The 22,158-nt window shown below is 41.5% G+C and carries 25 protein-coding genes; 12 read left to right on the top strand and 13 right to left on the bottom strand.

Translation table 11 applies throughout. The features are described from left to right. The first annotated feature begins 100 nt into the window (after window positions 1–100). On the top strand, window positions 101–550 hold the full coding sequence (locus AC1TO6_RS14015; RefSeq protein WP_482102238.1) for a DUF86 domain-containing protein: 450 nt from the start codon (window positions 101–103) through the stop codon (window positions 548–550). Continuing rightward, the gene (locus AC1TO6_RS14010; protein WP_482102237.1) at window positions 547–1,311 is read left to right on the top strand and encodes a TIGR01457 family HAD-type hydrolase; all 765 of its coding nucleotides are present in this window, start codon (window positions 547–549) and stop codon (window positions 1,309–1,311) included. Before AC1TO6_RS14015 ends, AC1TO6_RS14010 begins: the two co-directional genes overlap by 4 nt. Window positions 1,312–1,355: 44 nt before the next feature. Here AC1TO6_RS14010 and AC1TO6_RS14005 read toward each other — a convergent pair whose 3' ends face one another. Then, entirely contained in the window at window positions 1,356–1,592 is a 237-nt protein-coding gene (locus AC1TO6_RS14005) for a YuzB family protein (protein ID WP_482102236.1), read from the bottom strand. Window positions 1,593–1,734: 142 nt separating this feature from the next. On the opposite strand from AC1TO6_RS14005, the gene AC1TO6_RS14000 reads away from it, so the two are divergent. Next, complete coding sequence (locus AC1TO6_RS14000; RefSeq protein WP_482102235.1) at window positions 1,735–2,802, top strand: NAD(P)/FAD-dependent oxidoreductase; 1,068 nt, start codon at window positions 1,735–1,737, stop codon at window positions 2,800–2,802. A 215-nt stretch (window positions 2,803–3,017) separates the two neighbouring features. Here AC1TO6_RS14000 and AC1TO6_RS13995 read toward each other — a convergent pair whose 3' ends face one another. Continuing rightward, window positions 3,018–3,347 carry a YuzD family protein gene (locus AC1TO6_RS13995; RefSeq protein WP_482102234.1) on the bottom strand — a complete coding sequence of 110 codons (330 nt, stop codon included), beginning with the start codon at window positions 3,345–3,347 and terminating at the stop codon, window positions 3,018–3,020. 85 nt (window positions 3,348–3,432) lie between these two features. On the opposite strand from AC1TO6_RS13995, the gene AC1TO6_RS13990 reads away from it, so the two are divergent. From AC1TO6_RS13990 to AC1TO6_RS13975, 4 genes are all read left to right on the top strand, one after another. After that, window positions 3,433–3,669, top strand: a complete 237-nt coding sequence (locus AC1TO6_RS13990) for a NifU family protein (protein WP_482102233.1) — start codon at window positions 3,433–3,435, stop codon at window positions 3,667–3,669. Between the two features lie 492 nt (window positions 3,670–4,161). Further along, a complete protein-coding gene (locus tag AC1TO6_RS13985; protein WP_482102232.1) occupies window positions 4,162–4,524 on the top strand; it encodes a HesB/IscA family protein in 363 nt (120 codons plus the stop codon). A 251-nt stretch (window positions 4,525–4,775) separates the two neighbouring features. Then, window positions 4,776–5,993, top strand: coding sequence for an NAD(P)/FAD-dependent oxidoreductase (locus tag AC1TO6_RS13980; RefSeq protein WP_482102231.1), 1,218 nt, complete (start codon window positions 4,776–4,778; stop codon window positions 5,991–5,993). Between the two features lie 1,160 nt (window positions 5,994–7,153). Then, window positions 7,154–7,480 (top strand): YuiB family protein, encoded by a 327-nt coding sequence (locus tag AC1TO6_RS13975; protein ID WP_482102230.1) that lies wholly within the window; start codon window positions 7,154–7,156, stop codon window positions 7,478–7,480. 112 nt (window positions 7,481–7,592) lie between these two features. On the opposite strand, the gene AC1TO6_RS13970 is transcribed toward AC1TO6_RS13975, so the two are convergent. Further along, on the bottom strand, window positions 7,593–8,069 hold the full coding sequence (locus tag AC1TO6_RS13970) for a divergent PAP2 family protein (protein ID WP_482102229.1): 477 nt from the start codon (window positions 8,067–8,069) through the stop codon (window positions 7,593–7,595). A gap of 156 nt (window positions 8,070–8,225) precedes the next feature. Here AC1TO6_RS13970 and AC1TO6_RS13965 point away from each other — a divergent pair, with 156 nt between their 5' ends. Both AC1TO6_RS13965 and AC1TO6_RS13960 read left to right on the top strand, forming a co-directional pair. Beyond that, window positions 8,226–9,737, top strand: coding sequence for a leucyl aminopeptidase (locus tag AC1TO6_RS13965; protein ID WP_482102228.1), 1,512 nt, complete (start codon window positions 8,226–8,228; stop codon window positions 9,735–9,737). Between the two features lie 63 nt (window positions 9,738–9,800). Continuing rightward, window positions 9,801–10,019, top strand: coding sequence for a hypothetical protein (locus AC1TO6_RS13960; protein ID WP_482102227.1), 219 nt, complete (start codon window positions 9,801–9,803; stop codon window positions 10,017–10,019). 45 nt (window positions 10,020–10,064) lie between these two features. Here AC1TO6_RS13960 and mnhG read toward each other — a convergent pair whose 3' ends face one another. Genes mnhG through AC1TO6_RS13925 form a run of 7 tightly spaced genes read right to left on the bottom strand, consistent with a single transcriptional unit; the run spans window position 10,065 to window position 15,840 of the window. Next, window positions 10,065–10,448 carry a monovalent cation/H(+) antiporter subunit G gene (gene mnhG, locus AC1TO6_RS13955; protein ID WP_482102355.1) on the bottom strand — a complete coding sequence of 128 codons (384 nt, stop codon included), beginning with the start codon at window positions 10,446–10,448 and terminating at the stop codon, window positions 10,065–10,067. Continuing rightward, entirely contained in the window at window positions 10,432–10,713 is a 282-nt protein-coding gene (locus AC1TO6_RS13950) for a Na(+)/H(+) antiporter subunit F1 (protein ID WP_482102226.1), read from the bottom strand. The genes mnhG and AC1TO6_RS13950 overlap by 17 nt, the downstream gene beginning before the upstream one ends. Next, on the bottom strand, window positions 10,710–11,189 hold the full coding sequence (locus AC1TO6_RS13945) for a Na+/H+ antiporter subunit E (RefSeq protein ID WP_482102225.1): 480 nt from the start codon (window positions 11,187–11,189) through the stop codon (window positions 10,710–10,712). Before AC1TO6_RS13945 ends, AC1TO6_RS13950 begins: the two co-directional genes overlap by 4 nt. A 6-nt stretch (window positions 11,190–11,195) precedes the next feature. Then, window positions 11,196–12,686 carry a Na+/H+ antiporter subunit D gene (locus tag AC1TO6_RS13940; protein WP_482102224.1) on the bottom strand — a complete coding sequence of 497 codons (1,491 nt, stop codon included), beginning with the start codon at window positions 12,684–12,686 and terminating at the stop codon, window positions 11,196–11,198. After that, complete coding sequence (locus AC1TO6_RS13935) at window positions 12,679–13,020, bottom strand: Na(+)/H(+) antiporter subunit C (protein WP_482102223.1); 342 nt, start codon at window positions 13,018–13,020, stop codon at window positions 12,679–12,681. The genes AC1TO6_RS13940 and AC1TO6_RS13935 overlap by 8 nt, the downstream gene beginning before the upstream one ends. Next, window positions 13,020–13,442 (bottom strand): Na(+)/H(+) antiporter subunit B, encoded by a 423-nt coding sequence (locus tag AC1TO6_RS13930; RefSeq protein WP_482102222.1) that lies wholly within the window; start codon window positions 13,440–13,442, stop codon window positions 13,020–13,022. Before AC1TO6_RS13930 ends, AC1TO6_RS13935 begins: the two co-directional genes overlap by 1 nt. Further along, complete coding sequence (locus tag AC1TO6_RS13925; RefSeq protein WP_482102221.1) at window positions 13,429–15,840, bottom strand: Na+/H+ antiporter subunit A; 2,412 nt, start codon at window positions 15,838–15,840, stop codon at window positions 13,429–13,431. Before AC1TO6_RS13925 ends, AC1TO6_RS13930 begins: the two co-directional genes overlap by 14 nt. 164 nt (window positions 15,841–16,004) lie before the next feature. On the opposite strand from AC1TO6_RS13925, the gene AC1TO6_RS13920 reads away from it, so the two are divergent. Further along, window positions 16,005–16,580, top strand: coding sequence for a DUF5366 family protein (locus tag AC1TO6_RS13920; RefSeq protein WP_482102220.1), 576 nt, complete (start codon window positions 16,005–16,007; stop codon window positions 16,578–16,580). A gap of 15 nt (window positions 16,581–16,595) precedes the next feature. Here the strand turns inward: AC1TO6_RS13920 and AC1TO6_RS13915 are convergent, their stop codons facing one another. Together AC1TO6_RS13915 and AC1TO6_RS13910 are read right to left on the bottom strand one after the other, a co-directional pair. Continuing rightward, window positions 16,596–18,449: a transglycosylase domain-containing protein gene (locus AC1TO6_RS13915; protein ID WP_482102219.1), complete on the bottom strand. Its 1,854-nt coding sequence runs from the start codon at window positions 18,447–18,449 to the stop codon at window positions 16,596–16,598. A gap of 75 nt (window positions 18,450–18,524) precedes the next feature. After that, a complete protein-coding gene (locus AC1TO6_RS13910) occupies window positions 18,525–19,757 on the bottom strand; it encodes an MFS transporter (RefSeq protein ID WP_482102218.1) in 1,233 nt (410 codons plus the stop codon). A 293-nt stretch (window positions 19,758–20,050) separates the two neighbouring features. On the opposite strand from AC1TO6_RS13910, the gene AC1TO6_RS13905 reads away from it, so the two are divergent. Next, window positions 20,051–20,638 (top strand): peptidylprolyl isomerase, encoded by a 588-nt coding sequence (locus AC1TO6_RS13905; protein WP_482102354.1) that lies wholly within the window; start codon window positions 20,051–20,053, stop codon window positions 20,636–20,638. A 36-nt stretch (window positions 20,639–20,674) separates the two neighbouring features. Next, the gene (locus AC1TO6_RS13900; protein ID WP_482102217.1) at window positions 20,675–20,899 is read left to right on the top strand and encodes a hypothetical protein; all 225 of its coding nucleotides are present in this window, start codon (window positions 20,675–20,677) and stop codon (window positions 20,897–20,899) included. Window positions 20,900–20,946: 47 nt separating this feature from the next. Here AC1TO6_RS13900 and AC1TO6_RS13895 read toward each other — a convergent pair whose 3' ends face one another. Then, complete coding sequence (locus AC1TO6_RS13895) at window positions 20,947–22,122, bottom strand: MalY/PatB family protein (RefSeq protein ID WP_482102216.1); 1,176 nt, start codon at window positions 22,120–22,122, stop codon at window positions 20,947–20,949. Window positions 22,123–22,158: the final 36 nt, after the last annotated feature.

Raw genomic sequence — 22,158 nt, 5'->3', positions numbered from 1 at the left:
CTCGCGAGTGGATGCCAAATCCGCACGCGGGTCTTTTCAATTCATCGAATCAGATGTAGTATTATTATAAGATAGTCTAAACAATCAGGAGGGAAAGTCAGTGTATTTTGTCGACCGTAATCAAATTAGCGAATCACTTAGCCATATGGAAAGTTTGCTGGCGTTATATAGAAAAGGAAGTGAGTGGCAAGAGGATACAATTCATTCACTTGCGCTTGAACGGATAACACATGTAATCATTGAATCGATTATTGATGTCGGGAACTCGATGATTGACGGTTTTATCATGCGTGATCCAGGAAGTTATGAAGATATTATCGACATCATGGAAGATGAACGAGTTATTACAAAGGAAATGGCAGATCCGTTAAAACGGGTAATTGAGTTAAGAAAAATGATTGTCCGTGATTTCACCAAAATTGATGTGAATGAGATTGAGAACGTACTCAATGCATCGATGGAAGAACTTCTAATATTCCCTACTAAAGTTCGCCACTACCTAGAAAATGAACTCGGACCAGTCTCCGCTTTCTACCCGGAAGATAAATGAGTATTACTAATTATAAAGCAATTTGCCTTGACCTTGATGGGACTGTTTACAGAGGTATCGAACCAATTCCGGAAGCGGTCTCTTTTATTGAGAAAATACAAAATAGTGGTTTGGAACCTTATTTTGTAACTAATAATTCTTCTATGACACGCTTGCGTCTTCAGGAGAAGTTGGCAGCATTTGGAGTTAAAGCAAATCGAAAGCACATTATGACTTCCGCCATTGCGGCTGCAAAGTACTGCAAGGAAAATTTTCAAGGCGCATCAGTCATGATGATTGGTGAAGAAGGATTGGAAGAAGCGTTGGCAATTGAAGGTATAGAGCTCACAGTGGAGAATCCAGACATTGTCATCATGGGGATTGATCGTAGTATAACCTATGCTAAATTGGCTGATGCCTGTCTTGCATTACGTAAGGGTGCAAAATTCATCGCGACGAACAGCGACAAAGCGTTTCCGACAGAGAGAGGACTTGTCCCTGGAAATGGATCATTCGTAAAGTTGCTGGAAAACGCAAGTGGTGTATCTCCGTTATTCGTTGGTAAACCCGAGTCATATATGCTTGAGTTCATTCAGCAAGAGAATGACTACTTAAAAAAAGAGATGATTATGATTGGTGATAATTACGATACGGATATACAAGCGGGAATTCGTTTTGGCATTGATACCGTTCACGTTGCAGGGGGAGTTACTTCCTTGGAAGAGGGTATAGGGAAAAGACAGAAACCGACATATTCCTATCAAACATTATTGGAGTTCTAAATCTAAAAAGCTACCCGTTAATGATTGACGGGTAGCCATAATGCTCAAAAGAGCGGATTGTCTTCTATGAATTGATAGATACGTTCTGTTAGTTCGTCATTTGTCTCAGCTTCAACAATTTCACCATTTACAATTGCGTAAAGCGTATCAGTACATTTAGTGCAATAACTTAAACAGCCATATTCGAGAACATCAAGACCCGGATCTTTCTCCAACTTCTCGAATGTTTCCTGTGAACCATTTGCAATATTACTCATGCAAAATTCGACAATTGGATTCACGATGATCACCTCGCCTATTTGGAATCCTACACTTTTTTACCTCTTTCGTCAATAATCGTGTCTTATTGTGAAAGGTGTCACAAACTGTTATAATCGAATTTGGGAAAACAACGGATTATTGTTTTACAAAGGAGAAAAAATTATGAGAAAACTTGTGCTTTTAGGTGCTGGATATGGGAATATGCGTATCTTACTTCGTTTATTAACAAAGGATCTTCCTGAAGATGTAGAAATAACACTAGTCGACCGGACACCGTTTCATAGTTTGAAAACAGAGTTTTATGCGCTGGCGTCAGGGACGGTATCGGATTCTATTGTGCGCGTTACGCTTCCTACACATGAGAGACTTAAAGTTATCGGTGGAGAAATTATCGAAATTAGACCAGATGAAAAGTGTGTCTATCTAGACGACGGCGTGCAAATAAAGTTTGATGAACTTGTTATTGGACTAGGATGTGAAGATAATTATCATGACGTGCCAGGTGCTTCGGAATATACATATAGTATCCAGACAATTGGTAAGTCCAGGATTACTTATGAGAAACTCCTAGGTCTTGGAGGCGGAGCTACGATAGGTATCGTCGGAGCGGGTTTAAGTGGAATCGAGCTTGCAAGTGAGCTGCGGGAAAGTAGACCGGATTTGAATATCAAATTGTTCGATCGCGGACCGCGTATTTTAAGGGATTTCCCTGAGAGACTCAGTAATTATGTCAAGGGATGGTTTGATGAACATAATGTTGACGTTGTTTCGAGCTCCAACATTACAAAAGTGGAACCAACCACGCTTTATAATCATGAAGAAACGATTGCCGTAGATGCTGTTGTTTGGACAGCTGGAATTCGTCCAGTTGCGCCTGTCGAAAATATTGATACAGAAAAAGACAGTTCAGGTCGCGTTAAATTAAATATGTACCATCAGCTCCCTGAATTTAATGATGTATACGTCGTGGGGGACTGCGCAGCGCTTCCTTACGCACCAAGTGCACAAGTAGCTGAGGAACAAGCGGAACAGATTGTACGCGTACTGCGCAACGTCTGGAACAACGAACCTTTACCGGAGAAAATGCCTGAAATCAAGCTGAAAGGTTTCCTTGGATCCCTTGGTAAGAAGCAGGGCTTTGCATATCTTGCTGATCGTACCGTAACAGGTCGTATTGCAAGACTATTGAAGTCAGGCGTTCTTTGGATGTATAAATGGCATAACGGATAAGAGTGCCATTAAACGTGGTCACATAAACGTTTGAGAGACTTTAAAATACGTTACCAACTCACAGTACCACAATTCCTTAGATGTTACCGTATCGATTTTTAATCTTTGCGGTGGCATTTTTCTATAATAAATCAGATACAAAACACCCCTAACTCGCATTCATGACTGCGGGAAGGGGTGTTTTGTGTTCTCAATTAAACTGAAGCATTATCATTTCATTCAGTTGCAACATAGCCATGCTTTTCAAGGGCAGTAAATACAGGCTTCAATTGAATATAACCTTCACCAATCATTTCGTCATTGATCATAACGAGCGGATAGAAATATACATCCTCTTGTATTTGTTGTGAAATATGTTTATGTTTTTCGTCTGTAACTTCTGATTCGATGTCGATGTAGTCGATTACGTATGGCTGATTAGGATACTTTCTATCAATGGCTGCCTGCAGCCACTCATATGTATCCTTTGATGAAGGTGCGTTAACACAGCTGGCACAAATAATATCTGCACCATAAATTTCAATGATTGCATTGCTTTTACTCATTTTTTTGTCCCCTTCCGATTTGAATGATGGATTTTTTCTTCTTTCCAGTTTATAATAAGTATAAGGAAAGGAGAGTTAAAAAACAATGACAGATACAATGCTTACTGAACCAGTACAAGAAGTTTTAAATAAATTACGCCCATTCCTCCTTCGTGATGGAGGAGACTGTGAACTTGTGGATATTGAGGATGGTATCGTGAAACTACGCCTTCTCGGTGCTTGCGGTAGTTGCCCAAGCTCTACAATAACGTTAAAGGCTGGTATTGAGCGGGCTCTTCTGGAAGAAGTTCCAGGAGTCGTTGAAGTAGAACAAGTATTTTAATGTAACCTTTAGGCGGACCGAAAATTGGTCCGTCTTTTTATTTCAAAGTTCAAATTTCCTGCCTAACTCTTTCGCTAGTTCGATGATTTTTGGTTCGGCTGAAGTACACTGGCTTTCCAGGACACGTTAAAAACCGAGGACGGTCCCTTCAGTATATCCGATTCTCCATAAAATTTCGAAAACTGCAATTGTCAAAAGGTGATTTCCTCATCTTTCTATAGCGGGATCAGGATAGACAGGTTTAAAGTTACTCTCATTAGGAAGAGACTCGGGTAAATCTTGAATTCATTTTCGAAGTTGTAAAACGATTATTATAATGGAAATATACTACCTTTTTATCGTAAAATGGGCAGATTTTCACTTGAATCTTCCTTTCGAACTAGTATATTCTATTATAACGTATATTTCAAAACACACGAGCTATTATGATTGCGTTATGGCTGAATTCCTTGTTATGATAAGGAAAAGAAAACAAAGGGAAGGTGAACACGAATGACACAGGTTGTTGAAGTTACACAAGCAGCAGCAATTCATGTTAGGGAAATGATGCGTCATAATGAGGAAGAAGGATCATTTCTACGTGTCGCTGTGAACGGCGGAGGATGCAGTGGTCTGACATACGGAATGGGTTTTGAGAGTGAAAAATCAGCTGACGACATTTTGCTCGAGCAGCATGGTTTACAAATTCTTGTTTCGAGTGAGGATGCAGGCGTTCTTGAAGGCACACAAGTTGACTATAAAGAGTCCCTCATGGGGGGCGGATTCATAATAAATAACCCGAACGCTATCGCGTCATGCGGTTGCGGTACATCATTTAGAACTGCTAAGAAAGCAGGAGCTCCAGCAGACTGCTGATTGAATAGCACATCCTTCCTGAATTTTGTTTGGGAAGGATTTTTTACCGTTTAGAGAACTTTCTGTTTTTGTCAGTATTTTCAAAAAAATTCTATTTCAAATATACTATTGAAAAGGCGTTTCAAAAGGGCTACTATTAGAAATAGAAGTTTGTCGAAAAAATGACAAAGGCCAGGACTGTGTAAATCGTCAATGTAACCGATTTCACCTGGGCCGGGCATATAAAAAAATCAAAGGTGGTTTCGATCTTCGTGAATAGACCGACAATTTTAGTATTGGGTGCAGGTTACGGTGGTTTATCGGCTATTGTTAATTTGCAGAAATCTCTAGGTGCGGACGATGTAGATATCGTTCTAATAAATAAAAATGATTACCATTACGAATCGACTTGGCTTCATGAAGCCGCAGCAGGGACAATGTCTCCTGAATCTGTTCGGTATGATATCAAAGACGTTATTAACAGCAATAAAGTTAAATTCGTTAAAGCTGAAGTTCAAGCTATCGACGTTAATGGGAAAGTTGTAACAACAAATGTCGGTACACATTCATACGATTACCTAGTAATTTCACTTGGGTTCGAAGGAGAAACATTCGGTATCCCAGGTCTTGATAAATATGCGTTGTCTATTGCGAACGTAAAAGCTGCTCGTCAAATTCGCGAACATATTGAATATCAATTCGCGACATGGTCAATTGAAGAAGTTAAAGACGATAGCCGTCTGACAATCATTGTTGGCGGCGCAGGTTTTACAGGTATTGAGTTCCTCGGTGAACTTGGTAACCGTGTTCCTGAATTATGTAAAGAGTTCGACGTTCCACAAGAAAAAGTACGAGTCCTTTGCGTAGAAGCAGCTCCAATGGTTCTTCCAGGATTTGATCCTGAACTTGTGGATTATGCAGTAAAACAATTGAACTCTAAAGGAATCGAATTCTCAATTGGTACGCCAGTTGTTGAAGCTACTCCTGAAGGCGTCAATATTAAAAAAGGTGATGATGAATTTGAATTCATCAAAGCCGGTACAGTCGTTTGGGCTGCGGGTGTTCGTGGTAATCGTCTGATTGAAGAGACAGGTATCGAAAACATGCGTGCTCGTGTTAAAGTTGACAAAGATCTTCGGGCTCCAGGGTACTCTGATGTATTCATCATTGGAGACTGTGCACTAATGATCAATGAAGCAGTTAATCGTCCTTATCCTCCTACTGCACAAATTGCAATGCAACAAGGTGACATGTGTGCGAATAACCTAATCGCGCTGATGAAAGGCGAAGCTACTTCAGAATTCACACCGGATCTTAAAGGTAGTCTTTGTTCACTTGGTGACAACGACGCTATTGGTGAAGTATTCGGTAAAAAAGTTACAGGTACAAAAGCTTCATTCATGAAGAAAATGGTTGATAACCGTGCGCTCTTCATGATTGGTGGAGTAGGATTGACGCTGAAAAAAGGTAAGTTCAACTTGCTTAAATAATATGCATTTCAGCACTCGCCAGTTTTACGGCGGGTGCTTTTTTTTGAGGAAATTCCCAATGCAATGGATAGAATTAGTTCCCGCTAATACCGCTCTTGCGCTTTGGAGATGCCTTCCGCGAAAAGTGAGGGCACTGAAAAAGTCCGGTTTCCTTCAATCCCGTTGATTTCCGTTCCGAGCGGACGCTTTCCGCGGGCACGGCTTCAGCCTCCTCGTCACTACGTTCCTGTGGGGTCTTCAGCTCGCGCTGTTCCCGCTGGAGTCGCCGCTCTCCACTACAATCAACTAGTTCTTATTATAATAAAGGACTTTTTCAGTGGCCTCCGATAAGCCGAAGCGATAAGACTGATGGAGGGATTGAACTACGTCCCTCCATCAGTCTTATCGCTTCGGCTACCACGAAGTCACGGCTTCGCTGGATGGTCTATTTTAGAAAGCACATTTCGTTATTGGGGATGAGATTAGTGAATATTATTTCCATAAACTGAGAGGGCGAGTTTGACAACAGTATGTATATAGAACGAATTAGAAAGCCTGCTAATACCGCTTCTGTGCTTTGTGGATGCCTCCCGCGATAAGCCGGAAATAAGAGCACTTTCAGTCTTATCGCTCCGGCTACCACGAAGTCGCGCCTGCGCTGGATGGTCTATTTTAGAAAGCACATTTCTTTATTGGGGATTTGACTTGCAATCTATAGTGCGTTTTTCTCCAATGAAATTAGTATCAAATAGTAATCACATTATAATCTCAATGCATACATCTCAGAATTACTATTAATAACGGAACACTCCAGCGCAAGCGCGACAAAGGGTAGCCGAAGCCGTGAGACTGGATGCGAAGCGTTAATCCAGGCTCATGGCGAGAGGCATCCCCAAAGCGCCAAGCGGTCTACGATGTACACTCTGAACTAAAACTTCCTCGATAATGTGCATTCTAGCGTAAGCGCGGTAAAGTGATAGGATTGGTATTTAAAGACATCAAAAATAGTAACCGAGTGACCCATTCTGATATACTTCTGATATACCTTACTTCATAAAATGACGAAACTAGATCATATTATCACCACAACGAAATTCGACAAATTATCGAACAGGCATTGTAATGTTGAAAGCATTCATCCGTTCCTGTAAAATTATAAATGGAAAACGGAGGTAGTCACATTGGGAACCATTTCTATAACGCACGTTGTATTATCCGTCATGATTTTCATTGTTATGTTTTTTGGTATAGGATTCCTACTAAATATGCTTCTGCGAATGACTTGGTTGATGGCCATTATTTATCCGATTGTCGTCATACTGATTATTGATGAAGTGAAAGTCTTAGAATACTTCACGAAGCCGAAATACGCATTCAACCTCCTTGGGGAAAAAATTATGTCACTCCACACTGTGGATATCGTTATTTTAGCAAGTGGACTGGTTGGAGCGATAATTTCAGGTATCGTTATTAAGCTATTGAGAAAACAAGGCTATCAAATGTTTTAGGAATGGCCTAGCACACTTAAACAGCAACCCAAGTTGAATAGTTTTACCTTTCTAAATTTAAAAAGAGGGTGTATACAAGCATAAAACTGCTAGTATACACCCTCTTTTTTTATTAAATGATAAATGAATATAAAATGACTGAAATTAGAATACCAGTGACAGCTCCTGCAAATACTTCACTAGGTTTGTGGCCAAGTAATGTTTTTAACTCTTGAATTTTTTGCTGGCCATCTTTATGCTGCCAACCTTTCGCTTCTTGAACGAACGTCTGGAAGTCCAGACGCATTTGATTGATAATGAGTGCTTGTTGTCCCGCCTGGTAACGGATTCCTGTCGCATCAAACATAACGATAACGGCAAAGATGGCAGAGACTGCAAAGAGAGGAGAGTCAAGTCCTGCTTCATAAGCGATTGCAGTCGTCAGAGATGTGACGGCAGCGGAATGGGAACTGGGCATCCCACCCGTTGAGGTCATCAATTTCCAGTCAAGTTTACCTGTAAGAAAAAAGTGAATAGGAATTTTGATGAATTGAGCAAAGATGATTCCGAATAATGCCGCAAGGAGCGGGGTGTTTTGTAATAAGACCATCTAGTTCAACTCCTTTTAAAGTACGGAATTTATACAAACAGTATACCATAAGAGAATGTTACAAAAAAACGATAGTCCGCCTTCCAGACGAATCAATATAAACGGTCGAAAATTTCCGCTATACTAAACAATGTATTAAAAAATGGAGGTAGTCAAATGAAAACCATAATTATGGAACCTGATTTTGGTAAAGTAGAAGCAGATGTCTTAGTAATCGGTGTACCGGAGCATCCTGAAAATGTAGAAGGCTGGAGTGGTTTCGTCAGTTCTTTTAGTCCCCGTGTGCCAGAATGGGTAAAATCAGGCGATATTAAAACAGAATTCAAAACGATTACAAAAATGCCTACTGTTGAAATACGAGGTTATAAGCGTGTCTTATTCATTGGGCTTGGTCTGCAAAAAGAATTGACTGAAGATCGGTTGCGTCAATCATTTGCAGCGGTTGGCAAAGGCTTGGCAGATTTGAAAGTGGCTTCTGCTGCAATTTGGACCGCTCCATTTACGAACGACAAACTGACATGTGCTGATGTCGTCTTTGCGGCATCAGAAGGCATCGGACTTGGACTGTATAAGTTCGAAGGGTATCGTACCGATTCAAACGAACGCGATGTTACACTCGAAAAACTCTCATTCTTGTCATTATTTGACGAAGATGAATTGAAAGCAGCATTTGAAGTGGGGAAGGTACATGCTTATGCAGTTAATGAAGCACGTAACCTTGTCAATATGCCGCCAAATATTTTAACTGCAACTAAAATGGCTGAATATGCAAGTGAGCTTGCTAAAAAGTATGACTTTGAAATTGAAGTTCTGGGTAAAAAAGAAATGGAAGAACTCGGCATGGGCGCAATTCTTGCTGTTAACAAAGGCTCGGTAGAAGAACCCAAGCTAATCGTCATGAAATATGCCGCAACAGAAAAATGGGAAGATGTCATCGGGCTTGTCGGTAAAGGTATTACATATGATACCGGGGGTTATTCCTTAAAAACAAAAGATGGAATGGTTGGCATGAAAGGTGATATGGGTGGTGCTGCTGCAGTGCTTGGTGCGATGACCATCATTGGAGAGCTACGACCAGATAAAAATGTAATTGCTGTGATTGCTTCTACAGACAATATGGTTTCTGGTGACGCCTTTAAACCGGATGATGTCATTACTTCACTGAGCGGAAAAACGATTGAAGTGCTCAATACGGATGCAGAAGGGCGTCTTGTACTTGCAGATGCAGTTACATACGCTTTGCAAGCAGGTGCAAGCTGCCTCATTGACGTTGCTACACTAACTGGCGGCGTCATCGTTGCGCTCGGTATGGACAAGACGGGAGCGCTTACAAACGATGAAGGTTTCTTTGAAGAATTCATGCATGCTTCAATGGAAACAGGAGAATTTGTCTGGAGGCTTCCACTTACTGAAAATGATAAGAAGAGAATTCGTAAGAGTGATGTAGCGGACTTGAATAATTCACCTGGCAGAGACGGTCATATGATCTTCGGCGGCGGGTTTGTCGGTGAATTTGTTGGTAACACACCTTGGATTCATCTAGATATCGCGGGAACGTCAGATGCACAGTCCGCACATGACTTAGGCCCAAAAGGTGCAACGGGTGTCATGGTACGAACGCTAGCGACGCTTGTTGAACGTCTAGCCGAATCTGAACTAGAAGGCTGATAGGCAATTGTCCCACTTCCCACTGAATGACGCGAATAAGATAAGTGGGAAAGGGGAATGATTATGACTAGAGGTTTTCACGGCGGTTACGGTCGAGGTGGCTTTGGCCGTGGTTTCGGTTTTGGAGGATTTGGCGGTCCTTTCATTGGTGGATTTGCCGGTAGTTTATTAGGTAGCGCATTGTTTCCAGGTGGCGGATACCGATACCCGCCGTACCCATACCCATACTACCCATATTCATACTATCCGTATCAACCATACGGATATTACGGGCCTTACTAAAAGATGAAAATGCCTGTCAACCGAGTTATCGGCTGACAGGCATTTTTAATCTTCTTTCTGGTGAGTCGGGGGGTTCTTTTGTTTAGCTTGCTTGATAACTTCCGCAAGGTCGTCACCAACAGTTCGTTCTGTTGGTTTAACACCCGAAATATAGGCTGCGCGACTCATCAGATGTCCGCCAACCGGAGAGGTAATAAACAGAAATGCAATTGCAAGAAGGAGTTGTATACTAAAGTGTCCTTCTTTCAACCAAAAGTGAAAAAATACACCTAACAGAATACTAAGCACGCCCAGAGTCGCACTTTTAGAAGCCGCATGTGCTCTTGTATACAAGTCTGGTAAGCGAATGACGCCAATGACTGTCACGATGGTGAAAACAATGCCAACAACGATTGTTAGGACAATGAGGATATTAGCTATTACGATCACGCTCAATTATCTCTCCTTTCTCAATGAATTTAGAGAATGATGCGGTTCCGATGAATGACATAATTGCAATCAGCAAGATGACTTCCATGAAAAACCCTGTATCGAAAATGACAGACAGCAGAGCAATCGCTGAAATAAGCATGACGCCAATTGCATCAAGTGCAACAAGCCGATCCGGGGTTGAAGGACCAAGGTAGAGACGATACAATAGTCCAACAATCGACAGGATAACAAGAATGAGAGAAACCCATATGAATGTTGTCATGGTCGACTCACCTCCTTAATTGCTTTTTCAAATGTGTTTTTAATGGAGTCAATTGCATCATCGACATCATCGACATCGATGGCGTGGACATAGAGTGTTCGTTGATCATCCGAAACGTACAAAACAATCGTTCCAGGAGTCAATGTGATCAGACTAGATAATAATGTGATTTCCCAGTCATATTCAAGGTCTGTCGGCAAAGCGAAAATCATAGGCTGAAGATTTAACTTCGGACGCAGGACGACCTGTAACACTGAAATATTGGACAATGTCAACTCCTTAAAGAAGAGGAGTACTAATTTCCATGCCGCCCAAAGTCGCCAAATGTATAGTCTGTTCGGGAAAAAACGTCTCGTCATAATGATTAATAGCAGACCAATCAAGAATCCAATGATGAATGTCGAAGCGGTAAATGAGGTGCTTATGAACATCCAGACGAGAGCGATGAAAAAGTTCAATAATAGTTGAAATGCCATCGTCATCTACTCCTTTAACACCGCATCAATATAGATGGACGGTTGTAGTAATACATCTGTTGCATCCGTCATGTAAGGAACGAGCCATTCAGTACCTACCCCGTACAGCACGGACAAGATGACTAATACAATAGCTGGAGCCATCATCTTCTGGTAAGAACGACTGTCTGTTTTAGGTAATTCTCCATGAAGTCCGGGCTTGCCCCAGAATGCATAGACAAAGATTCGAATAACGGATAACAGTACAACAAGACTCGATGCCAGGATGACGATACTTCCGAAGACGTGACCTGCCTCAAATGCACCTTGGACGATTAAAAGCTTTCCGACAAAACCGCTTAATGGCGGAATACCTACTAAACCAAACGCTGCGATTAAGTAAATCCAACCAAGGGATGCATGAGTGTTCATCAAACCACCCATTTTACGCAAATTGTATGTACCCGTTACATAAGCAATGATTCCAATTAGAAGGAATAAAGCTCCTTTAATTAGCATGTCGTGGATTAAATAGAATACAGCACCAGTTAAACCAGCCTCGTTCATTTGCGCAGCGCCGAATAAAATGACGCCCACGGCAATTACAATATTGTAAATGATAATTTGTTTTAAATCGAAATAAGCGAGTGCACCTATACAACCCGCAATGATTGTGAGGAGAGCGAGTATGGATAATAACCCATGTGTAAAATCTAAATCATGAACAAAGAACAGTGTATACGTTCGGATGATTCCGTAAATACCCACTTTAGTCAGCAACGCTCCGAAGAGTGCAAGAATGGGTGTGGGCGGTGCTGCATAAGAACCCGGCAACCAGAAGTAAAGTGGAAATAGGGAACCTTTGACACCGAATACGATAAGAAAGAGGACGGCGATTACGGTTATGATACCGGGTTGTCCAATTTCAGCTATCTTCACTGAAATATCGGCCATATTTAATGTACCGATGACTGAGTAAAGGAATGCCACCGTAATAACGAAAAGGGCAGATGATATAACATTAACGAGTATGTATTTGATTGATTCGCTGAGCTGTTTTTTCTTGCCGCCGAGAACGATTAGTAGGTAAGAGGCGATAAGCAGCACTTCGAAAAATACGAACATATTGAAAATGTCACCTGTTGTAAAAGCACCATTAATGCCTGTAATCATAAACAAGATAGCAGGATAATAGAAGTAGCGCTCCCGCTCTTCACCAATTGCTGTGAAGCTGTAGATTACAACAAACAGTGTTATTAAGAGTGTTGTCGTTACTAGCAATGCGGATAACATATCTGACACCATCGAAATACCAAACGGTGCCGACCAACTTCCGAGAGTGATTGCTTGCACGCCATCCGCTTTCACTTTTGCAACAAGAAAAAGTGCAGCAACCAAGCTTACCAAAAGTCCGATGCATGTTAGCGAGCGCTGTACCTTGATATTCTCCTTGAAAAAAAGAAGAATAATTGCGAAAAAGAAGGGCAATAGGATTGGAAATAAAAGCAGATTAATCATGTTCGTCATTTCCTCTCATGAGATTCATGTTATCAGTCTTGTGCTCAGCATATGTCCGATAAGCCAACACGAGAATGAATGCGGTCACTCCGAAACTGATTACAATAGCCGTTAATATTAGCGCCTGTGGTAAAGGATCAGCATAATCAGTGATGCCTTCGGCCAAGACAGGCGGAGAAGCACCACCAAGTCCACCCATCGTAAGGATAAGTAAATGGGCACCATGACTCAACAGGCCTGTCCCGAGAATGATTTTAAGGAGGCTTCTGGAAAGTATCAAATAGACAGCTGCCATGAAAAGAATTCCGATGACGATAGCCATTATAAATTCCATTACTCATCTCCTCCAATCGTTTGAATCATTGTAACGGCGGCACCAACAACAACGAGATATACACCGGCATCAAAGATCATTGCAGTATGAAGGGAAGTTGTCCCAAATAGAGGCAAAGTGAAATCATCGTATACATGTGTAAAAAATGGAACGTTGAAGAAAATTGAACCTGCAGCCGTTCCGAGTGAAAGTAGTAAACCGATAGCTGTCACAATCGTGAAGTTAAAAGGCAAAGCTCTTTGCACAGTTTTCAGGTCGAATGCTAAAAGCAGCAGAACAATTGCGCCAGTAGTGAGGAGTCCTCCTACGAAGCCTCCCCCTGGTGTGTAGTGTCCCGCAAAGAAAATATGAATTGAAAAAAGGAAAATGATGAAGAATACGAATTTTGTTGCCGTTTGCAAAATGACATCATTTGTTTTCATCCGTACTCTCCTCCTTTCTAGACAACTTTAGGCGGATCATAGCAATGACGGCGATTCCGACGATTGATAGAACGGTGATTTCAAATAATGTATCAAAACCACGATAATCAACGAGAATGACGTTGACGATATTCCCGCCCCCAGCTTCTGTAGCGACTGTATCTTTATAATACTGCGAAATTGATGGAATCAGTTTTTGTGAATGGGCTGATAGAGCTACCAAAGTTACTGTAATCCCTACACCGGCAGCTATAATCGCATTTCCTACCTTGTTGGGCTTTGTTTGTCCATGGTTATTAAGCGACGGCAAATGTTTATAGGCCAACAGGAACAGTGCGACTGAGATGGTTTCAATTACGAGTTGTGTAAGCGCTAAATCCGGTGCTTTAAACAGAACAAAGAATAATGCAACCGAATATCCGACTGCGCCGAGTGCGATAATTGCCGACAGCCTCGTCTTGGCTAGAAGAACCATACTAACCGCCAGAACTAAGATAACCGCAGTCAGGATTCCATATAAGGTTACCGGTGCAAAACTATTCATATCTAAGACGAATGCTTCTTTGATAAAGAGCGTTGCCGATGTTATGGCAGCGATAAAAGCAAACATATAAATCAAATACGTACGGATTAACCCAGTCATGTAGAAACGAGAAAGACGGTTCATTCCGCCTTCACTAAATAACATGGCTGAATCATAAAGTGCATTTATTGACAAATACTCCGGTTGAATGTCATATAACTTGTGCCATCTTTTCATTGTCAAGAAGAGAACGAGGCCTACTCCGACAAGTGAAATCGTCATCCATAGCTCAGGAGCGGCGATGCCATGCCAAGCCGCAACATGTACTGCAACTTCAGAAGGATGGCCATACAAACCAGGTTGGACAGCTATCACAGCTGGCTTAACCAACCATTTCCCAATCAAATTCGGGATAAAGAAGATAGTAACAACGAGTATAGCTAGAATGACAGGAGCTACAAGCATGCCAAAAGGTGCTTCATGCGGTTTTTTCGGAAGGTGTTCACTTTTTTGTTGTCCAGTGAATGTCTTAAAAACAAAGTAGAAGCTGTAAACGAATGTGAACACACTAGCAATCCAAGCGATAACCGGGAAGATAATTCCCCAAGTTGCAAAGTCGAACAGTTCAAAATGACGAATGGCGAGCATTGATTGAAGGAACATTTCTTTACTCAGGAAGCCTCCGAATGGGGGCAATCCTGCCATCGACATAGACCCGATGAATGCCACTGTGAAACTGACGGGCATGATGCTCATTAATCCGCCAAGTTTACGAATATCGCGGGTACCGGTTTCATGGTCGACAATACCTGCAACCATGAACAAGCTTCCTTTGAAGACAGCATGGTTAATCAGATGAAAGATTGCTGCGAATGTTGCGAATTTTAAAATTGGATCATCTGAGTGGTAGGCAAGTGCACCTGCACCGAGCAAGGACATGATAAGTCCAAGTTGACTAATTGTCGAAAAAGCAAGGATCGCTTTCAAATCGGTCTGTTTCACTGCAAAAAGAGAGCCCCAGAACAATGTTAGAAGGCCGATGCCAGTAACAAGCCAAATCCAAACTTCAGAAACTGCGAAGATAGGAGTGAACCGAGCGACAAGGTAAAGGCCTGCTTTTACCATGGTTGCAGAGTGCAGATATGCACTTACCGGGGTAGGCGCTTCCATCGCATCGGGCAACCAGATGTGGAACGGGAACTGTGCTGATTTCGTAAATGCGCCTAGTAAGACTAGAACGAGTGCCAGCGTGAAGTATTCATGTCCTACAAACGTGGAAGCATTTGCGATAAGTTCACGTATAGAAAACGTGTCGCCCATTATTCCGAGTAAGACAAATCCACCAAGCATCATTAAACCGCCAAATACGGTAATCATCATCGATTTTAATGCACCAAATCGAGAACGATCACGTGTATTCCAATAGCCAATTAGCAGGAATGATGAAATGGATGTCAACTCCCAAAATAAATAGAGGGAAATTACATTATCCGATTGCACGACTCCTAACATGGCGCTCATGAAAATAAGTAGAAAAACGTAAAAGTTGTTTAGTTTCTCCCGATTTTTATCGAGATAAAAAATGGAGTAGAGGACCACGAGTGCGCCAATACCTGTAATTAGCAAGGTGAACAGCAGGCTAAGCCCATCAATATACGATACGAACGAAATACCGAGCGATGGAATCCATTGAAGCTCTGATACAGCATGTCCGCCATCCATTGTTGTCTTGATAAATCCAATGTAATAAATGAAAAGGGCTACAGGAACTAGTAAAACGAACCAACCAGTATGTATATCTTTTAATTTCCTGAATAGGAAAGGTACAAATAAGGCTGCCACAATAGGCAGAAAAATCAGCAATACGAAATTCAAGAAAATTCTCCTTCCTGATGATTGAAACATAACTTTCTGCAATGTTATAAAGTATAACGTATATTGGGGGTATTTGCATTGAACATTTCCGCACCTTATTGCATCTTTCGACTCTCTTCTTATATTATAGAGTTGAAGAAAGAGAACTACTTTTGAGGTGTAAAATGAAAAATCCATACATATACGGTTATTTGCCTTTCTTTACAATTGTGCTCTTCAGTTTAACATTCGGTGTTTATACAGTAGGCGTGTCTGTTGAGCTGTTCAAAGGAATTGGTCTGTACGCAGGCATGAGAGAATTCCTAACGGATATACAGTTACGTATTTTCTTACTGGTCATCTATACATTATTATTTTTTATGGTATTTTCCGCGTTAAAGTTAATTGCGGAGACAATTCACGAAACAGCAATGCTGTTCTTTTCAAAAGACGTATTGGGAGAATCGTATAGCCAAGCCCGAGGAGGTAATGTCATTTACTTTTTCGGGGCACTTGCATCAGTTTTTGGTATCAATTCAGTCGTACTATTAGGGATAGTGTTTTTACTGACGACTTTCATTTACTTTGTCTATGTCGTTTACAAGTTAAGCAGATACATGACAATTGTCAGCACGATTGGACTTATTATTTTTGAAATAACATTATGGTGTGTTCTCATCTCAACAATTATCTATATTTTGTTGAAACTCTATACAGGAGTTATCGCAAGCTTGCCGTTCATAGGCGAAAAAATAGACTAGCCATTTGGTGAAGGGCTAGTCTCGGAGTAACGCTGAAAATATCTGGAGATGCAGTTTTTGGTCACTCACATTTTTAACTGACTGCGGAATATCATAGCCGACCCAGACAGCCGTTGTATAGGTATCGTTCATGCCGCCAACCCATAAATCTTTATAATGATCCGTTGTTCCAGTTTTTGCACCAGTATACGCTGTGTTATAGCTGATGCCGCGCCCCGTTCCATTTAATACGACATCCTGCATCAAGTCACGAACTATTTTAACTGTAGAAGGGGACCAGACATCGCTCTTAACTTCCGGCCATTGATAAAGAATAGTACCCTTTCTATCCTTCACTGCACGAATCGCATGGACAGGTGAATACGTCCCATTGATAAAACTGGAATAGGCACCTGCCAGTTCAATAGGTGTCACACCTTTTGAAAAACCGCCGAGTGCGGCTGAATAGTTCATATCTCGTTTTGTAACGGATTTAAATCCAAAGGGTTCTATAAAACCGAATGCATCTTCAATTCCAACCATCTGAAATAACCTAACGGCTGCCGTGTTATGACTCTGTCGGAATGCCTCTTTGACCGTTACACCGCCATAGACAAAACCGCCAATATTTGTTGGACAGTACGAGCCGATGCATATATTTCCGCTATTGATGGGCATATTTTCAGTATAGGGACCACTTTCAAATAGCGGGGCATAGACTAGAAGCGGTTTGATGGCGGAACCTGGTTGTCTGACTGCCTGATAAGCACGATGGAAGTCAAACTTTTTATAGTCGACCCCGGCAAAAATACTGACGACTTCTCGTGTGTCATTGTCGATAACAGCAGACCCAGCTTCTACACCAACGGGTTTTAAAATCGCGGAAATTGTCTGTTCATCGCGCAACTGTTTTTTTGAATCAAGGGCTGTTTCAATAATGAGTCCGTCTGATAAAATCTCAGCGGTACGCTGTTTCATTAACGCTTCAAGTGCATTTTTTTCTGCATCACTTGAAGCGTTTGCTACTGCTTCTGACAAACCTTCTGATTGCGCTATAAGATTAGTAAGTTCAGCAAGGACATATGTACTGTATGCGGGGAAGGCATTCATTTTTTGTTTTAGGTTTAATTGAACGCTCGTATTTTTATATCGTTCAGCTTCATCGGCAGTAATGCTCCGAGCCTTTACTAAGACAGAAAGAAGACGTTCCTGTCTAGTTTTAGTCTGATCGAAATGCTTTATAGGATCATACATACTTGGGTTATTCGGAATCGCTGCGAGAAAGGCAAGTTCAGCTTCATTCAGCTCATTTAGAGATTTGCTAAAGTAGTATGTTGCGGCGGCACTAATTCCGTAGACTTGATTGCCGAAATACATTTCATTCAAATACATTTCTAAGATTTCATCTTTTGATGATTGTTTTTCTAGTTCAGCTGCATAGATAAGTTCAGTCAGCTTTCGTTCATAAGTCTTCTCTGTGGATAAAAAGCGCATTCGCACGACTTGTTGTGTAATGGTAGATGCTCCCTGTCTGATATCGTCAGTCACTGTGTTAACAGCAAAAGCACGCACGATTGCTGCAATATCATATCCGCGGTGCTCGTAGAAACCTGAGTCTTCACTTTCGAGAAAAAGTTGGCGAACGAATAGTGGAATGGTTGATAGTGGGACAGGGTCGCGCCACTCTATGTATTCCTCCGCAAAAATTACACCGTTGCGATCCTTCAGTGCTAAGGGATTGTTACTCGTTGGGGGGGACAGCTCAATGGATTGATCTATCTGTTCTTTGAAAGACTGTGCACTTTTCAATTCGACCGCAATCTCTTTTTGAACAATGAGTAGCAAGGGAATCGTGAGAAGGATAAATATGAAACCGATAAATTGCTTCAATGTCTTTGAGCTCCGTTCAAAAATCATATAATAACAAAAATATAGCACACTACGGATATCGAAGTGTGCGAATTTTTAAGGATGTATTCGTTTTTCTTCAGATGCTAGGAAATCCTCAAAGTCCTGAACGGGTTTTCGTTTGGCATAATAGAGAAATGCGAAACCTAGCAAGAATAGAACGCCGGTGACCAGGAAGACGGAAGAAATACCAATATATCCACTGATAATCCCACCGAACATTGGACCGATAATATTCCCAAGAAAACGGAAGCTCGTATTATAACCCATGACTTCACCTTGAATGTCGATGGGTGCTTCGCGTCTAACCAGTGCAGTCGTTATGGGAATCATTCCACCAAGTGCTATTCCGAACAGCAGCCGCCAGAAAATAAGCTGCCATAGCTCTGTCACGAAAGCTTGGGGTATGATAAAGACGAATGATAAAATCAGCAAAACTGAAAGAACCTTTTCATAGCCGATATCGTCGCCGAGCTTACCCCAGCGCCGTGCAAATAGGAGATTACCAACCCCTGCTGCACTGAAGGTGATACCGGCGAGGAACGCCACATCTTTCGCATCTGTCAGATGTGAAACATATAAAGAAAGAAGTGGCTGGATACTGAAGTTTCCGATCTGGATAAGTGCTGTTACAATCATGACATTTAACATAAGTCTGTGATGCAGAAGACCACTTATTATTGACTTTCTGGAGTATTGAATTGCTTTCGGATTTTTAATCCGCTTCTGTTCTTTAATCCCGAATAGGACAATAAGTGCAGCGGCGATAACGGAGATGGACGTAATGATAAAGGTGTACTGAAAGCCGAAAGTATCCGCAAGTAACCCCCCGAAAACTGGACCAAATAACGTTCCTGTAACACTGCCCATCTGTAGCGTACCGAGCATTTTTCCAGCTTCTTTTTTTGCGGTCTGTGAAGAAATAAACGCAAGTGACGTAGGTATAAATCCAGTGACGAGCCCATTTAAAAGACGTAGGAGGAAAAATGCCTCAACGGAATCGACAAATCCCATTAAAAAAACGGATGTTGCAATGCCGAATCCGTTGATGAGAAGGATAGGCTTGAAACCATACTTATCGGCGACCCGTCCCCAAACGGGAGACATGATAAAAGCGGTAACAAATGTAGCGCCAAAGATTAAACCAGCCCATTTTTGAACATATGCATCGGAATGGTCACCGAATGTTTCAATATAGAGAGATAAAAAGGGCATAATCATCGTCATGGTTCCAGCAACGAGCACGTTCGAAATCCAGATGATGATAAAATTCCGTTTTTGCACGTCCATATGAAAACCTTCTTTCTGCGTCGTGCCTTTAGATTAAGTATAAAACAGTTCGGTAAACGAAGGAAGTTTCATGCTTATTTATCGAAATAGAAGATATGATATGATAAACTGATTCGGGGTGAATCATAATGAGGAAAATAATTTTCTCCCTTCTAACAATTTCTATCAGTCTCTTACTATTAGCCGCTTGCGGAAATAGTGCTACAGAGAACGAGAAACAAGAAGATGAAGTGCCTGTTGGTAAAACGCCAGCGGAAAAAAATAATACTAAGAACTTAGAGGAGGCAACAACAATGTATCCACAATTATCGAATGAAGTAGCAGCAAACGAGGCGCTCGTTGTTATGAACACAACTATGGGGCCAATCAAAATCAAGCTTTTTCCTGAACAAGCACCAAAAACAGTTGAAAACTTCTTGACACATGCAGAAAACGGTTACTACAACGGCATTATCTTCCACCGCGTTATCGAAGATTTCATGATTCAAGGTGGAGATCCAACAGGTACAGGTATGGGCGGAGCTAGTATCTACGGCGATTCCTTCGAAGACGAATTCTCTGAAGAACTATTCAACCTAAAAGGAGCTCTTTCGATGGCAAACGCTGGTCCTGGTACAAATGGCAGCCAGTTCTTCATTGTTCATGCATCACAAGCTCCAGGTACAGTTGAACAAATGACAAAAGGCGGATGGCCTGCTGATATTGCACAAGCATACAGCGAAATGGGCGGAACACCTCACCTAGACCAAAAACATACGGTATTTGGCCAAGTTATCGAAGGCATGGATGTTGTCGATGCCATTGCAAAAGTTAAAAAAGGCCGTCAAGACAAACCAGTTGAAGATATTTCAATTGAATCTATCGAAATTCTTCAAAAATAATTTTGATTATGTGAAATTAATAAGGTAAGGAAGTGGATGGAAGTGAACGCTCTATTAATGCCGTTCCTTTACTTTCCGGAAGATAAATCAGAATACATCCCGGCTGCGTTATCGTTTGTAGCCTTCATGGTTCTCATGTTTTTCGCTTTTAGGTGGATTCGAAAAAATTCGAAGAAACAGGAATTGGAAACAAAAGAACTTGAAGAACGCATTTTGCGAGAACGCCGCGAAGCGAAAGAGAAACAGCATCCTCCCAACTGAGGATGCTGTTTTTTTGTTGAAATGAGTAATCTCTCATTACAACTATCTCAATCACTCAATGCAGTGATAAAGCGATTGACGCCATCTTTGACAACTGACAATGGTGTTGCCATATTCATACGGAGAAATCCACGTCCAGCCTCTCCGTACTTCGATCCAGGTTCGAGCGCAAGCTTCCCTTTATTCAAAAGCTTGTCCATTATTTCTTTTTCTGAAAATCCAGTACCACGGAAATCAATCCAAAGAAGATATGTCGCATGCGGTTTAGCTATTTTTAAACCAGGAATTGCTTTTGTTAATTCAAGAATTGCATAATCCATATTGTGTGAAATTATTTCCAACAGCTCCGTCAGCCAAGGTCCGCCTTCCTTGTATGCTGCAGTTAAAGCGACACTTGCGAATGAATTCAATCCCATCTGGCCGTGTGCCATGGCATTTAGTGAAAGCTTTCCTCTCACATCTTCATCCGTCGCAATCATTACAGCAGCTTGAATTCCGGCAAGGTTAAACGTTTTCGTAGGTGCAACACATGTTATGATAAGTCCGGCTTCTTCGCCAGCAACGGCAGCCAGTGGAATATGCTTATGTCCTGAGAAAACAAGGTCTGAGTGTATTTCATCCGATAAAATCAGTACATTGTATTTTGTACAGAGTCGCACCATTTCTTTCAGTTCGGCTTCTGTCCAGACGATGCCGCCAGGGTTATGCGGATTACATAAGATGAATAGTTTTACATCTTGCTGAAGGCTTTTCTCGAATTCTTCAAAATCGATGGAGTAAACGCCTTCCACTTCATTCATGATACATTCGACCAGGTTCCGTTCTTGACGTTTGGGAAGTTGGAAGAACGGCGGATAGACGGGGGAAGTGACTAGGATTCCGTCACCCGGATTTGTAAACGTTTCAATTACTGAAGCGATGGCTGGAATAACACCTTGATGGAATAACATCCATTCGTTTTTTGTTTCCCAACCATGACGTTCAGAAAGCCATGAGCTAACTGCATCTTTACATTCATCGTGAATGTAAGAATAGCCGAATACGGCATGGTCGAGTCGTTCTTTCATGGCATTTACGACAACTTCAGGAGCGGCAAAATCCATATCCGCGACCCACATCGGTAAAATATCGGATGCATCTTCAATACCATAGACTACTTCCATTAAGTCCCATTTTGCAGAACGTGTTTTACGTCGTTCAATCACAAGATCAAAGTTATTCATGGAAATCCCTCTTTTCTTTTTTCTTTTCTATGTTAT

It is taken from the genome of Sporosarcina sp. Y352 (assembly GCF_056786535.1).
This window is presented reverse-complemented; position numbering and strand designations above follow the sequence as displayed.